The sequence below is a fragment of the Streptomyces sp. Ru73 genome (assembly GCF_002920575.1).
Classification (GTDB): Bacteria; Actinomycetota; Actinomycetes; order Streptomycetales; family Streptomycetaceae; genus Streptomyces.
On record NZ_PQSQ01000051.1, the window covers coordinates 41,428 to 55,133 of the forward strand.

Here is a 13,706-nt window from a genome sequence, read left to right on the forward strand (position 1 = left end):
ACCGTAGTCCGTCCGGTACGGCGGCGCGGGGTGATTCGGTGAACTGGATCACTCTCGTGTGCTGCCGGGGCCGGTCTTCTCAGGGGGCGAAGCGCGGCTCGGTACCGCGCAGCTCCCCCACGCGGCGGACGAGCCGCGCCACCTCGTAGGCGAGCAGGCCGATATCGGCATCCGAAGAGCTGAGCACCGCAAGGCACGAGCCGTCGCCGGCTCCGGCGATGAACAGGTAGCCGTCCTCCAGTTCCACCATCGTCTGGCGCGCCGCTCCGGAGGCGAAGTGCCGCCCGGTGCCCCTGGCCAGGCTGTGGAAGGCCGAGGCCACGGCCGCCAGGTGATCGGCGTCCTCCCGCAGGAGGCAGCCCGAGGCCCCGGCCACCAGTCCGTCGCCGCCGAGTACGACGGCGTGCCGGACCTCCGGTACGCGGTGGGCCAGGTCGTCCAGGAGCCGGCCGACTTCGCTCCGGGGGCGCGACGGTGTGCGACTCGCTCGTTCCTCGTGCATCACGGTTCTCCTTCCGTGAGACCGCGCGCCCAGCCCAGGCGGTAGGCGGTCATACGTGCACGTGCCTGTTCCGGGGAGAGCGTGGGCTCCTCCTCGGGCGGCAGGTCCTTGGCGGCAGGGGGTGGCTCGCGCAGGCGCACGGCCAGGCTGCGCTGTCGGACACGTTGCGGCAGTACCTCCGGACCGCCGGGAACGCTGTCAGCGGCCGGGGGCGCCGGCGGTGCCAGCGCCCGGCCTGTGCGGCGTCCGATGTGTGCCCGTACCCGTTCCAGTGGCCCGTCGGGGACCGGCCCAGGGGCAGGCGCGGGCGGCACCGGAAGGCCCGTCGGGTGTACGAGGGCGTGGGGCAGCAGGACCACGGCCGTCGTGCCGCCGTACACCGAAGGGCGCAGCACGACGCGTACCCCGTGCCGGGCCGCCAGCCGGCTCACCACGAAGAGCCCCAGCCGGTCCCGGTCCGAGGGCGCGGGTGCGCCGGCGTCCCCGATGCGCCGGTTGGCCTCCTCGAGCGCCTCGTCGTCCATGCCCAGCCCGCGGTCCTCGATCTCCAGGACGTGGCCGGTGCCGACCGGTTCGCCCTGCACCCGCACCTTGGTGTGCGGCGGCGAGAACTGGGCGGCGTTCTCGATGAGCTCGGCCAGGAGGTGCGTGAGGTCGGCGACCGCGGCACCCGGTAGCGCGCCGTCGGGGAGGCGCCGCACTTCGATGCGCGCGTAGTCCTCGATCTCCGATACCGCGGCGCGCACCACGTCCACGAGCGGTACCGGAGAGCGCCAGGCCCTCCCGGGTGCCGCGCCGGAGAGGACGATCAGGCTCTCCGCATGGCGGTGCATACGGGTGGTGAGGTGGTCGAGCCGGAACAGGTCGCCGAGTTCGGCCGGCTCCTGGGTGCGGCGTTCCATGGCGTCCAGGAGGGCGAGTTGGCGGTGGAGGAGGACCTGGCTGCGGCGGGCGAGGTTCACGAACACGCCGGTGATCCGGTCGGCCAGTTCGGCGTGCTCCGCGGCCGCGTCCAGGGCCGACCTGTGCACGCTGCCCAGCGCCGCACGGACCTGACTGATCTCGTCGGCGGGCAGTGGCGCGGCAGGCGCCTCGGGCGGCTTCTCCGGCAGGTTCTGGGACTCGTTGTCGGCCTCGCCGCGTGCGACGGACGGCCGCTCGGTGCCGGGCTCGCCCGCCGCCTCGGGGAGTTCGTCGCGGGCGATGCTCAGCGCGTTGTCACGGAGGCCGGTGAGGTCCTCGGCCAGACCGCGACCGACCCGCACCGCAACGAACCAGGAGAGCCCCAGCGCCAGGAACCCGAGTCCGACGGCCGCTGCGATGGCCGCCCGCACGCCGTACACGTAAGGGCCGTCATGCCGGCGCGTGGCATCAGCGGTCACCTTGCTGTCGATGACCCGGAGGTCCTGCCGCAGCGTCTGACAGGTGGGCCGCCAGCGGCCTCCGGGGGCCGCCCGCGCCGCGTCGCGTCCCGGAGCGGCGGCGCTCACCGCGTCTTCCATGGTGCGGAGGTCGGCGTACTCAGGGCCGGTGGCGAGGGTGCGCCACGCCGTGGCCGCGTCCTTCGGCAGGTCGTCGGTGGCGGTGCGCTCCATGAGGCGCCGCGCCGCGACCGTTCCCATGAACGACCGCTGTTGGGCCGTGTCCAGGGTCCCGGTGAGGTCCGCGGCGGTCAGGACGGCATCCTCCTGGGCAAGCAGTTCGCCGGCCTGCAGAAGCCGCGCCGGCGGCCGGGTGTCCGTTCCGTCCAGTGTTGCGTCGGCGGTCAGGGCCGAGGTGATGGCCGCGGTGTAGCGGCCGTGCGCCTGGGGCCAGAGGAGGGCGCGCTCCCTCGTCGGCCGGCGCTGCTTCGTCACCGCGTCGAGCGCGCCGTCAAGGGCGGTCAGGCTGTCCGCCGCACGGTCCGGGAGCCCTGCGCCGGTGGCGGCCGTCCGACGGCCGTCGAGCCGCAGCCGGGCCGCCGCCTTCGCCGTCTCCCCCGCGCGCGTTCCGAAGGCGTCCTCCCGGGCCCGGGTGGGTGCGGCCAGGTAGGCGACGGCGGCCCGGCGTTCCTCCTGGAGCGCGCGCACCACCTGGTACAGAGGCGCACGGACCTCGTCCTCGATGTGCTGCGCCCGCCGAGCCGCCGCGGCCTCCTGCACCGCGCCGACGGTGACGAAGCCCAGGAGGCCGAGCAGGGACACGGAGGGGACCACGAGCAGCCGGGCGACGCGGGCGCGGACCGTACGGCGGCGGAAGGCCCGCCCTCGTGCGCCGTTCAGCAGCCGCCTCATGGGCGTGCGGTCCAGGTGTCCCATGGCTCCGGGACGCTAGACCCGCAGAGGCGGCACACCCGCGTACAGTCCGGAACTGCTGCCATTTGGCGGCGCCGTGCCAGCGCTCGATCGGCCGTTGCCCGAACGTGTGCGCCGCACGGACCCCCACTTCTCGTGGGAACCAAGGGCCCGCGCGGCTCGCCCCATGGGGGATCATGTCGTCACTATGAGCGAATTCAGCGAAAGCCCTCGGTCCGACGGCGGTGCTCGCGGCCGCTCCGGCCGCCGGGCGCACGACGTACGGGAGTTCTTCGGGCAACGGGCGCTGACCTGGGACACCCGCTTCCCCGATGACGGGCCGGCCTTCGCGGCGGGCGTCGCGGAGCTGGGCCTGCGTGCGGGCGACCGCGTGCTGGACGCCGGATGCGGCACCGGCCGGGCCCTGCCGGCGCTGCGTGCGGCCGTAGGACCGTCCGGCACGGTGCTTGCGGCCGATCTGACGCCGGAGATGCTGGAGGCGGCCGTACGGGCCGGACGGGACGCGGAGGGGGCCCTGCTGCGCGCGGACGTCGCCGCGCTGCCGGTCCGTGACGGCGCGCTGGACGGCGTCTTCGCGGCCGGCCTGATCTCGCACCTGGCGGACCCTGCGCGCGACCTCGCGGAGCTGGCCAGGGTGGTGCGGCCCGGCGGGCGGCTGGCCCTCTTCCATCCGATCGGGCGGGCGGCCCTCGCCGCCCGCAAGGGCCACGAGCTCACCCCGGACGACCTGCGGGCGGAGCCGAACCTGCGGCCGCTGCTGGCCGGCAGCGGCTGGGAGCTGGTCCGTTACGCCGACGAGGACGCGCGCTTCCTGGCGCTGGCCGTACGCCAGGGCTGACCGTACGCCGGTGCTGACCGGCGCCGGTACGTTCGGCAGCGCCAGAAGACGGTGCGGTCAGGACGTCGCGGCGCCGTCGGCGTGCGGGACCGGACAGCCCGTGCCGGTCCGCCGCCGCTGAGGGAAGGTGCCGAGTTCGGCGATGCGGTAACCGTTCGGATAGCCCTTGATCTCGGGATTCTGCCGGGCGTAGTGCGGGGCGCGGCGGGGCGACATGAGACGGACGGCCTTGGCACGCAGCCGGAGTGCGCCGCGTACGGCGGTCCGTACGGCGGGGTGCGGCCGCTCGTACCGGAAGGCGTCGAGGAGGGCGTCGTCCAGGAGCGCCGTGCTCGCGGCGCGCACTACGGGGGCCAGCGGGCCGTACCACCCGGCCATGAGGCCGAGCGAGGCGTCCGAGACGCGCCGGCCGCCCTCGTCCCAGCCGAAGTGCTCGTGCTCGTAGTCGTCCAGGTAGCGCTCGAACTCCTGATAGGTGCGGGGCAGCTCGCTGATACCCATGTGCGCGCCGAGCGTCCGGTAGTACACGGCCATCGCGTGCTTCTCGTGCTCGCTCAGCCGCCGCCACCCGTACTGGTCGATCCAGCGCTTCGGTACGACCACGAACGTGCACAGCACATAGCGCATGTCGTCGTTGCTGATGTCGTAGCTGCGGTGCATCTGATTGATGCGCCGGATGGCCGTGCGGCCGTCCTCCGTATCGAAGCCGTGCTCGACCACGGAGTCCAGTAGAAGCGCGGTGTCGTCGTAGCGCTTTTGCGTACGGTCGGTCAGCTCGGCGGTTTCGGCCAGCAGACGGCCGATGCTGGGCACTGCGTACGTGCGGTAAAGGGCGAGTTCAAGCGCTCTGGTGATGTCCCATGGGAACTCATACGTCACTGTGATGCGGAAGATCCGCAGATAGTCCTTCTCGGGATCCAGCCGCTGAATCTCCTTGAGCAGGTCGTAACGCCCCACGAGAGAACCGTCCCTTCGGTCGCCGAAGGTCCAACAGTACGAGGAGAGGGGAGACTTGGAAGGCCTCATACGCTTCTCCACCGGCATGGGGGAATGATGACCGATTTCCTTCGCGGACTCCGGGCCCGTCTCACCGGGGGCGGGTCCGGACCGGGGCGGCCGCGTGCGCAGCGGCCACCGGCCAGAAAGGGCCCGCACAACCTCTTCGAGGCGGCGGCCACGCATGTGGCGGCGTGCGCCGAAGGCGACGAGGACCGGGGCGCCGAGGCGGCGGACTGGGTGTCCCCCGAGGCGCTGGCCTTCGGGATCAACGAGCTGGCCTGCCGGGCGCTGATCGCCCTCGCACGGGAGCGCCGCCAGTCGCCGCAGGAAGTCGCCAGAGACCTGCTCAGCCTGCCGGCCGCCTGAGCGGCGGCGATATCACCGGATGCGGGTGCCGGGGCCGTGACAACCGCCTGTCCGGCCAATTAAGGTGCGCCGACGACGTGATCTGTGCGGCCGGTGACTTTCCGGCCGCGAGCGAATGGGAGGCCCGAGTGTCCGCGACGGAGGGCGCCGTCGGCGACGGCAGCGACGTCGGCGACGGCAGCGACGTCGGCGACGTCGGCGAGGTCGACGACGACCAGCTGTTCGTACTGACCGCGGTGCTGCTGACGCCCGGGCAGTTCCCGAGTGTGCTCGGTGACGACTATCCCGAGGTGTGCGCCAAGCTGCGCCTGGAGCCGTACGAAGAGGGCTACGGGCTGGTGCTCGGGCAGGACGGTCGCGGCGCGCGCTGGACCGTGGCGACCGACGACGTCTCCCTCGTGGCCTGCGCGATAGCGGCCTGGGACTGCGGCATGGAGTACGACCTCTCCCCCGACGAGAACAGCATCGTGGCGGCCCTGCCGGGCTGGCCGCTCGCCCTGGCGGTGGCGGCGCCCGGAGTGCCGGCGCCGCACGACCCGGCCCCCGAGGAGGGCGATCCCGAGCCCCTGACGCCGCCGGACGCGCTGGAGTGGGGGCCGGCCCAACGGCGCCTCGGCGCGGACGAGATCGCCCTGCAGTGGGCGGCCTGGCGCGAGCAGGTCGACGGTGAGGTCACGTTCGTGGAGCCGGGCGCCAAGCCGCATCCGGGCGTGCGCAGGGTGCTGGACGAGGCGCGGGGGTACGTGCAGCAGCCTCCGCCGCCGGGACGGGTGCGCTCGTCGTTCGCCGCCGGTGAGGCGCGCACGCTGCGCGTGGACGGGCCGGGCTGGAGCATGGTCGCCCGGACCGACGACATCGCCTTCGTGCTGCTCGACGACGAGCCGGGCGAGGTGCTCCCGGTGGGCCGCGGCCCGGAGCTTCCGGGGCTGCTGCAGTCGCTGGACGCGATGGCCTTCCGGCCGGTCTGAGAGCGGCGCGAGCGCGGGACCACGTGGTACTGGCGCGCACGGCCCCGTGTACGCGCCGCGCAGCCCTCATGCGCACTCACGCTCGGCCGCGGCGGCGAGTGCTGCGCAGGTCCGCCGCCCGGGCCTGGCCGCGCGCTGCCGAGTACGGGACATGCCCTGCCCCGGTGGGCATGGTGCGTCGGCGCCCGGGCCCTACGGCAGCGTGCCCTGAAGACCCGCACGTCAGGTCACCCGTAGGCCCGGCACCCGGACGCCCCTGCCCTCCCGGGTCCGGGGGTGCTCAGCGTCCGAGCTCCTTGCGGGTGACGCGGCGCAGTCGCCGCCGCTGCGAGGGGTCCAGCGTCAGATAGGCGACCGCCGGCACCCCGATCATGACCAGCAACGCCGCCCAGAAGGGCAGCAGCCACAGCAGGATCACGCCTGCCGCCACGCCGCCGACGGCGACCTTCGCACGTGTGGACATCCTTCACGACCTTTCCGCGGCGGCTGCCGCGTCCGTTGTCTTCCATTGAACGCCGGATCGGCGCCGGAGGTTCCACGAAAGCCCGGTCCGTCCTGTACCCTCGGCCGCTCCGAAGGCAGGTAGTCAAATTTGAGGAGTCGACGGCACGTGCCCGAACTTCCCGCGCTCAGCCTCGACCGGATCGCCGCTCTCTCCCGGTGCGCCGCGGTGTACGTGCCGGGTGATCCACCGCGCACGGGGCGCGTCGCGTTCTGGCGGCCGGACGGTGAGCCGCTGCCGGACGGCTCCGGCATCGACGGCGTGGCGGCCGAGCATCTGACCCTCGCCCTCCCGCGGCAAGGAGGCGAGGTCGCCTCTCGGGAGGTGCCCGCCCTGCTGCTGTCCGTCGCCGCCGCGCTCCCCGTACTGACCCGCGCCCGCGCCTCCCGTACCGCGCACCCTGCCGCCGCCTTCTGGGGCGCGGCTGCCCTGATCGCACTGCACGTAGTGGCGCGCGGCAAGCTCCTTCCGGGGCTGAGCGCCGGTGACCACGACGCCTGGCGATGCGGCCCTCTCGAGCCCGCCGATCTGACCCGCATACGGGAGCTGGCCGCGGCGATGCCCCCGTATGCGCACGCCGCGCCGGTCCCCGGAAGCAGCCCGTTGCGGTTGCCCGAACCGGAACCGCTGCTGCGTTCCTTCCTGGACGCCGTGGCCGACGGGCTGCCGCGCTCCCCCGCCGCCGTCTTGGCCGCGGGCGGCCCTGCGTACGCGGCGGCGCTCCCGCAGCACATTCCCGAGCAGCGCGCATGGGCGGCCGACGTGGCGGCGGGGCACGACGCCGGTGTCCGCCTGTCCCTCCGGATCGAGATCCCCGGGCTGGGCGGCCACGAGGGCGGGGGTGGCGCGGGCCTGGCCTCCGCCGGCCGTGGCGGGGGCGCTGACGGCGACGCGACAGCCTCTCCGGACGCCGCCGCACGCCTCTCCGATGCCGTGGCGGCCCGTCCGCGCTTCACTGCCGTGCTCCAGCTGCACAGCCCCAGCGATCCGGCTCTGGTCGCCGACGTGTCCGAGGTGTGGGCGGGTGACTCCCCGGCAGGCCGGGCGTTCGGGGCGCGCGCTCGTACGGACACGCTGCTGACGCTGCGGCGGGCGGCCTCCGCGTGGGCTCCGCTGTCCCCGTTGCTCTCCGCGGCCGTACCGGACGCGCTGGACCTCGCCGAGGAGGAGATCGGCGACTTGCTGGGCCCCGGCTCGCGGGCCCTCGCGGCGGCCGGGGTACAGGTGCACTGGCCCAAGCGGCTCGCCCGGAGCCTCGCCGCGCATGCGGTGGTGGGCTCTCCCGACGCGGCCGGCTCCGGAGAGCAGGCGCCCGGCCGTACGGAGTCCGCGCTGCCCTCGCTGCTGTCGGCCGATGCGCTGCTGTCGTTCAGCTGGCGGTTCGCCATCGGGGAGCACGAGCTGAGCCGGGTGGAGCTGGACCGGCTGGCGGAGGCCGGGCGACCGCTCGTACGGCTGCACGACCAGTGGGTGCTCGTCGCCCCCGAGGCGCTGCGGGCCGCGCACCAGAGGCGGGACCGGAAGGTCACGCCCATGGAAGCGCTCGGAGCGGCGCTCACGGGGGCGGCCGACAGCGGCGACGGCGCGCACGTGGAGGTGCGGGCGTCCGGCCCGTTGCGGGAGTTGCGCGACCGGCTCGCCGATCCGGAGGGCAGCGGGGGCGAGGCGCCGGCACAGCCCGCCGCGCTCGCCGCGACGCTGCGCGACTATCAGCTGCGCGGCCTGGCGTGGCTGCACCGGATGACGTCGCTCGGCCTCGGGTGCTGCCTGGCCGACGACATGGGCCTGGGCAAGACGATCACGCTGATCGCGCTCCATCTGCACCGCCGTACCGTCCCCGCGGCCGCAGGGCCGACGCTGGTGGTCTGCCCGACCTCGCTGATGGGCAACTGGCAGCGGGAGATCGAGCGGTTCGCGCCCGGTACGCCCGTACGCCGCTTCCACGCGGGGCGGCGCGACCTCGCCGGCCTGACGGACGGGGAGTTCGTGCTCACCACGTACGGGACGATGCGGGTGGACGCCGGGAAACTGGCGGGCGTGGACTGGGGCATGATCGTCGCCGACGAGGCCCAGCATGTGAAGAATCCGTTCTCCGCGACCGCGAGGAAGCTGCGGACGCTGCCGGCACGCGCCCGGGTCGCCCTGACCGGCACCCCGGTGGAGAACAACCTCTCCGAGCTGTGGGCGATCCTCGACTGGACCACGCCGGGCCTCCTCGGGCCCCTGAGCCGCTTCCGTGCGCGCTACGCGCAGGCCGTCGAGGGCGGGACCGACCCCGCCGCCGCTGAGCGCCTGGCGCGGCTCGTACGGCCGTTCCTGCTGCGCCGCCGGAAGACGGACCCCGGCATCGCGCCCGAGCTGCCGCCGAAGACGGAGACCGACCGCGCCGTGGCGCTCACCGCTGAACAGGCAGCGCTGTACGAGGCGGTGGTGCGCGAGGGGCTGGCCGGCATCGCAGGAGCGGACGGCTTCGCCCGCCGCGGCCTGGTCGTCAAACTGCTGACCTCGCTGAAGCAGATCTGCAACCACCCCACGCAGTACCTCAAGGAGGACGGCGCCGGGGCAGGGCGCACGCGCCGTTTCGCGGAGCGCTCGGGGAAGGTCGAGCTGCTGGACGAACTCCTGGACACACTGCTCGCCGAAGGAGCCGGCGTGCTCGTCTTCACCCAGTACGTGCGGATGGCGCGACTGCTGGAGGCGCACCTGGCGGCGCGCGGCGTCACCGCACAACTGCTGCACGGCGGCACGTCCGTCGCCCAACGGGAGGAGCTGGTGCGCCGGTTCCAGAACGGCGACGTGCCCGTCTTCCTGCTCTCCCTGAAGGCGGCCGGCACCGGCCTGAACCTCACCAGGGCCTCGCACGTCGTGCACTTCGACCGCTGGTGGAACCCCGCCGTCGAAGCCCAGGCCACCGACCGCGCCCACCGGATCGGGCAGACCCGGCCGGTACAGGTCCACCGTTTCCTCACCGAGGGCACGGTCGAGGACCGGATCGCGGACATGCTCGCGCGCAAGCAGCGGCTGGCGGACGCCGTGCTCGGCGCCGGCGAGGCGGCACTCACCGAACTGACCGACGCGGAACTGGCGGAGCTGGTCGAGCTCCGAGGGGGCGAACGATGAGCGACTTCCACGGCACCGAGGACGGCACGCACCGCGAGGCACGCACCTTCGAGGCGCTGCCGCCCGCACGAGGGCGCGGCTTCGCGCGCACCTGGTGGGGGCACGCCTGGCTGCAGGCCCTGGAGGACACGGCACTGGACGGCCAGCAGGTGAAGCTGGGCCGCCGGCACGCCCGCGCGGGCGCCGTGGGCGCGGTGTCCGTACGGCCGGGCCGCCTCACCGCCGTCGTACGGGACCGCGACGGCACCGCGCACCGTGCGGACGTGCTCCTCCAGGAGCTGCGCGCAGCGGACTGGGACCGTCTGCTGGACATGGTGGCCGACCGGGCGGGGCACCTCGCCGCACTGCTGGACCGCGACATGCCTCCGCAGCTCGTCGAGGACGCGGCGGCGGCCGGCGTCGAACTCCTCCCCGGCATCGGCGACCTGGAGCCGTCCTGCGGCTGCGAGGCGTGGGACCACTGCGCGCACACGGCGGCGCTCTGCTACCAGATGGCGCGGCTGCTGGACCAGGACCCGTTCGTGCTGCTCCTGTTGCGCGGGCGGGGCGAGGAGGAGCTGCTGGGCGAGCTCCAAGCGCGCAGCGCGGCCCGCGCGCAGGCGTACGCGCCGGAGCCGGAAGCCGACGGGGAGAGCGGCCTGGTACCGGTGGCCGGGGCCGGTGTCCTGGCGGCCGAGGCGTTCGCGGCCGGGCAGGAGCCGGCGCCGCTGCCGGCACCGCCGCCACGGGTGGACGAGGCGGGCGCCGCGCCGGCGTTGGGCGGCGGGGCCCCGCCCGGGCCCGGGGTCGACATCGCGGCCCTGGAGTTCCTGATCCGCGACTCCGCGGAGCGGGCCGGGAGGCAGCTCGCCGAGGCGCTGTCCCCCTGGCACGCGGACACCCCGCCGACGCCCGGGCCGACGCTCTCCGAGGACGCGGTGCGGATGGCCGCGGCCGGTCCGCCCGCGGCGGTCGCCGGGCGGCTCGCGGCCGGCTCCGGGCGGGACGCCAAGGGCCTGGCGGCGGCCGTACGGGCATGGCGGCAGGGTGGCCCGGCCGGTCTCGCGGTGCTGGAGAAGGAGTGGACTCCGGGGGCCGAGGAACTGGCGCGTGCCACAGCCGGGCTCGCCGCATCCTGGGCCGACGACGCGGACCGGCCCCGGATGCGGGTCACCCGCAACCGGTGGACGGTGGTCGGCACCGGTGCGCAGCTGCGGCTGGACCGGGAAGGCCGTTGGTGGCCGTACCGCAAGGAGCGGGGTCACTGGCTGCCTTCGGGGCCGCCGGACGAGGACCCCGCAGCGGCGCTGGCCTCCGCCACCGGAACGGCGGAGGCAGCAGAGACGGATCAGGGGTAGGCCAAGCTCCGGCTCCGAGGGGGCGACGACGACGGTTCCCTCGGGGCCAGCGCTGCCCGGCTCCTGTAAGGCAGCAGCGCGCCTCTCCGTAGGCCGCACCGCTGCCCACCACCCGATAGGCGCCGGCCGCCCCCCTCGTGCCCGAGCGCCCGAAAACGCGTCGACGTCCGCCCCGTAGGGCGCCATGATCACCCCATGACGAATCCTCAGTCGGACATTTCCGGTACCCCGCTCAGTGAACGTGCCGAGCGTGCCGTGCGTATCGCGGTCGGCGCCGGGCGGCGGCTGGGCCTGCGGGCGGACGAACCGCGGGTCCTGCACGACATGTTCAACGTACTGGTGCATCTCGCGCCGCATCCCGTGGTGGCGCGCGTGCCGTCGCTCGCCCTCGTACCGCCCGAGGAGCAGGCGTCCCGGCAGCAGCGCGAACTGGACGTCGTGGGCTGGCTGGCCGACGCCGGAGCGCCGGTCGTGAGGCCCAGCCCGCTGGTGCCGCGGGAGCCCGTCGAGTGCGAGGGCAGGTCGCTCGTCTTCTGGGAGTTCATCGACGAGCGCGAGCCGATGCGGGAGGCCGCCGCCGCGGGCATGGACGCACTGGAGGACCGTTTCGTCGAGCAGACCGGCTGGGCGGCGGAACTGCACTCCTTCCTGGCCCGGTACCCCGGCGAACTGCCGGTGCTGTCTCCCTTGGTGCCCACCCTCGCCCCGCTACTGGAAGCGCTGCGGAAGGACCCGCAGGGGCTGACGACGGCGGAACTGGACCGGGCGCAGCAGGAGTACGCGGTCCTCGAGACCCTCGTGGCCGACGTGCCCGGCCACTTCCCCGGAGCGCGTGTGCAGCCGCTGCACGGGGACGGGCCGTCGTACAACCTGCTGCGGACCGCCGACGGATATGTCTTCAGCGACTTCGAGGACGTCACGCGCGGCCCCGTGGAGTGGGACCTGGCCCTGCTGGCACCGCGTGCGCAGGCCGCGTACGAGGAGGCGAGCGGGCGGCCCCTGGACCGCGCGCTGCTCGACGTCATGGAGCGGGCCCGCCTGCTGCAGATCGTGGCCGCGCTGGCGGTCGTGCCGTCGATGCCGGAGCTGGGCCCGATGATGGCGCCCATGGTCGACCAGTGGCGCCGGCGTGCTCCCCTCACGCCGGAGGTCCTCAGCCGCTAGCCCAGCACCTGCCGGGCGCCTGCGCAGCCCGCACCGTCCGGTGCTGCGCCGCCCGGCACCGGCACGGTCCGTTCGGCCCGAAGGCGCCGCCGTCGCCTCCACACGGGAAGACGCCGCGCTGGGCGCCGATGCGCCCGCGTCGGCTCCTTCGCGCCGGGTTCCGGCCGTACGGAGAGGGAGAACATCCGGGGGCCACCCGCGCTCAGAGCCCGGCTCGTTCCCCGGAGGTGCCCCGTTGTGACCACGACCCCACTGCCCCGCGCAGGCTCGGCCCCCGGCGCATGGCCGCTGCTCGGCCACGCCTGGCAGCTGCACTCCCGCCCCCTGGAGTTCCTGAACTCGCTCCCGGCCCACGGCGCCCTCGTACGCATCGGGATGGGCCCCTATCCGGCGTACGTCGTCTGCGATCCGGACGCGGCCCACCGGATGCTCACCGACTCGCGCACGTTCGACAAGGGCGGGCCGTTCTTCGACAAGGCCCGCGTGCTGTTCGGGAGCAGCCTGCCCATGGCCGGCTGGCGGGAGCACCGCTGGCAGCGCCGCCAGATGCAGCCCGCCTTCCAGCCCGAGCGGATCGACGCGTACGCCACGGTGATGGCCGAGGAGATCGACCGCATGACCGCCCCCTGGCGGCCGGGCCTGCGCTTCGACCTCACCGCCGCGCTGACCACCCTGACCCTGCGCATCGTCACCCGCAGCGTGCTCGCCGCCGAGGCGGAGGACGAGGCCGTCGCCGCGGTGCAGCACAGCCTGCACACCGTGATCGACGGCGTCTACCAGCGGGTGATGCTGCCCCTCGGGCCGCTCTACCGCCTGCCCACCCCCGGCAACCGCCGTTACCGCCGCGCCTGCACCCGATTGCACCGCGCCATCGACGGCATCATTGCCGAGCGCCGGGCCTCGCCCGGAGGCGACGACCTGGTCAGCATGCTCCTGGAGGCGCATGACGACACGGGTGCGCCGATGTCCGACAAGGACGTCCGCGACCAGCTCGTGGTGATGAGCGGGGCCGGCTTCGAAACCACCGCCAACAGCCTGGCGTTCGCGTTCTGGCTGCTCAGCCAGCATCCCGAGATCGAGAAACGGGTGCACGAGGAGGTCGACGGCACACTGGCCGGACGGACCGCCACCGCGGCCGACATGGACGGCCTGCCCTACACCCGCAGCGTCGTCCATGAAGTGCTGCGAATGTATCCACCGGGCTGGTTCTTCACCCGCGTCACCACCGCGGACACCACCCTGGCCGGGCAGCAGCTCCCCAAGGGGACGGCGCTTCTGTACAGCGCCTATCTGCTGCACCACCGGTCCGAGCTCTTCCCCGACCCCGAGCGGTTCGCTCCCGAACGCTGGCTCCAAGGGGGCGGCGACGCCGCGCCTCGGGGCGCGCACGTCCCCTTCGGGGGCGGCAACCGCAAGTGCATCGGTGACCAGTACGCGCTGGTGGAGATGACCATGGCGCTGGCGAGCGTCTGCGCCCGCTGGAGCGTGCATCCCGACCCCGGTGCCAAGATGCGGGTCCGGGTCCGGGGAACGCTCGGTCCCGGACCGCTGCTCATGACCTGCCGGCCGCGCGGAGCGGCTGCCGACGGCTGAACCCGCGCACAAGGCCGAGGGGG

Annotated in this window: 11 protein-coding genes; 7 read left to right on the top strand and 4 right to left on the bottom strand. The window is 74.2% G+C overall.

Annotated features, from left to right (window positions below; genetic code table 11):
* Positions 1 to 79: 79 nt before the first annotated feature.
* The gene (locus tag C3486_RS21575; RefSeq protein ID WP_103834389.1) at positions 80 to 502 is read right to left on the bottom strand and encodes a roadblock/LC7 domain-containing protein; all 423 of its coding nucleotides are present in this window, start codon (positions 500 to 502) and stop codon (positions 80 to 82) included.
* The gene (locus C3486_RS21580) at positions 502 to 2,799 is read right to left on the bottom strand and encodes a nitrate- and nitrite sensing domain-containing protein (protein WP_103834390.1); all 2,298 of its coding nucleotides are present in this window, start codon (positions 2,797 to 2,799) and stop codon (positions 502 to 504) included. The genes C3486_RS21575 and C3486_RS21580 overlap by 1 nt, the downstream gene beginning before the upstream one ends.
* A gap of 184 nt (positions 2,800 to 2,983) precedes the next feature.
* On the opposite strand from C3486_RS21580, the gene C3486_RS21585 reads away from it, so the two are divergent.
* Positions 2,984 to 3,634: a class I SAM-dependent methyltransferase gene (locus C3486_RS21585; protein ID WP_103834391.1), complete on the top strand. Its 651-nt coding sequence runs from the start codon at positions 2,984 to 2,986 to the stop codon at positions 3,632 to 3,634.
* A gap of 57 nt (positions 3,635 to 3,691) precedes the next feature.
* On the opposite strand, the gene C3486_RS21590 is transcribed toward C3486_RS21585, so the two are convergent.
* The gene (locus C3486_RS21590; protein WP_258052918.1) at positions 3,692 to 4,591 is read right to left on the bottom strand and encodes an oxygenase MpaB family protein; all 900 of its coding nucleotides are present in this window, start codon (positions 4,589 to 4,591) and stop codon (positions 3,692 to 3,694) included.
* Positions 4,592 to 4,687: 96 nt separating this feature from the next.
* Between C3486_RS21590 and C3486_RS21595 the strand changes: the two genes are divergently transcribed.
* Entirely contained in the window at positions 4,688 to 4,999 is a 312-nt protein-coding gene (locus tag C3486_RS21595; RefSeq protein WP_258052919.1) for a hypothetical protein, read from the top strand.
* 218 nt (positions 5,000 to 5,217) lie between these two features.
* Positions 5,218 to 5,967 (top strand): hypothetical protein, encoded by a 750-nt coding sequence (locus C3486_RS21600; RefSeq protein ID WP_103834401.1) that lies wholly within the window; start codon positions 5,218 to 5,220, stop codon positions 5,965 to 5,967.
* Positions 5,968 to 6,247: 280 nt separating this feature from the next.
* On the opposite strand, the gene C3486_RS21605 is transcribed toward C3486_RS21600, so the two are convergent.
* A complete protein-coding gene (locus C3486_RS21605) occupies positions 6,248 to 6,430 on the bottom strand; it encodes a hypothetical protein (RefSeq protein WP_103834392.1) in 183 nt (60 codons plus the stop codon).
* Positions 6,431 to 6,577: 147 nt separating this feature from the next.
* Here C3486_RS21605 and C3486_RS21610 point away from each other — a divergent pair, with 147 nt between their 5' ends.
* The 4 genes from C3486_RS21610 to C3486_RS21625 all read left to right on the top strand — a co-directional run bounded on the left by C3486_RS21610 (position 6,578) and on the right by C3486_RS21625 (position 13,683).
* Entirely contained in the window at positions 6,578 to 9,589 is a 3,012-nt protein-coding gene (locus C3486_RS21610; RefSeq protein ID WP_103834393.1) for a DEAD/DEAH box helicase, read from the top strand.
* Positions 9,586 to 10,926: an SWF or SNF family helicase gene (locus C3486_RS21615; protein ID WP_103834394.1), complete on the top strand. Its 1,341-nt coding sequence runs from the start codon at positions 9,586 to 9,588 to the stop codon at positions 10,924 to 10,926. The genes C3486_RS21610 and C3486_RS21615 overlap by 4 nt, the downstream gene beginning before the upstream one ends.
* A gap of 195 nt (positions 10,927 to 11,121) precedes the next feature.
* A complete protein-coding gene (locus C3486_RS21620; RefSeq protein WP_103834395.1) occupies positions 11,122 to 12,090 on the top strand; it encodes a phosphotransferase in 969 nt (322 codons plus the stop codon).
* Between the two features lie 237 nt (positions 12,091 to 12,327).
* On the top strand, positions 12,328 to 13,683 hold the full coding sequence (locus C3486_RS21625; RefSeq protein ID WP_181138640.1) for a cytochrome P450: 1,356 nt from the start codon (positions 12,328 to 12,330) through the stop codon (positions 13,681 to 13,683).
* The last annotated feature ends 23 nt before the right edge of the window (positions 13,684 to 13,706 follow it).

Coding starts and splice junctions, on each gene's coding strand:
- C3486_RS21585 (WP_103834391.1), top strand. CDS start 2,984: ATGAGCGAATTCAGCGAAAGCCCTCGGTCCGACGGCGGTGCTCGCGGC.
- C3486_RS21620 (WP_103834395.1), top strand. CDS start 11,122: ATGACGAATCCTCAGTCGGACATTTCCGGTACCCCGCTCAGTGAACGT.
- C3486_RS21615 (WP_103834394.1), top strand. CDS start 9,586: ATGAGCGACTTCCACGGCACCGAGGACGGCACGCACCGCGAGGCACGC.
- C3486_RS21575 (WP_103834389.1), bottom strand. CDS start 502: ATGCACGAGGAACGAGCGAGTCGCACACCGTCGCGCCCCCGGAGCGAA.
- C3486_RS21595 (WP_258052919.1), top strand. CDS start 4,688: ATGACCGATTTCCTTCGCGGACTCCGGGCCCGTCTCACCGGGGGCGGG.
- C3486_RS21580 (WP_103834390.1), bottom strand. CDS start 2,799: ATGGGACACCTGGACCGCACGCCCATGAGGCGGCTGCTGAACGGCGCA.
- C3486_RS21605 (WP_103834392.1), bottom strand. CDS start 6,430: ATGTCCACACGTGCGAAGGTCGCCGTCGGCGGCGTGGCGGCAGGCGTG.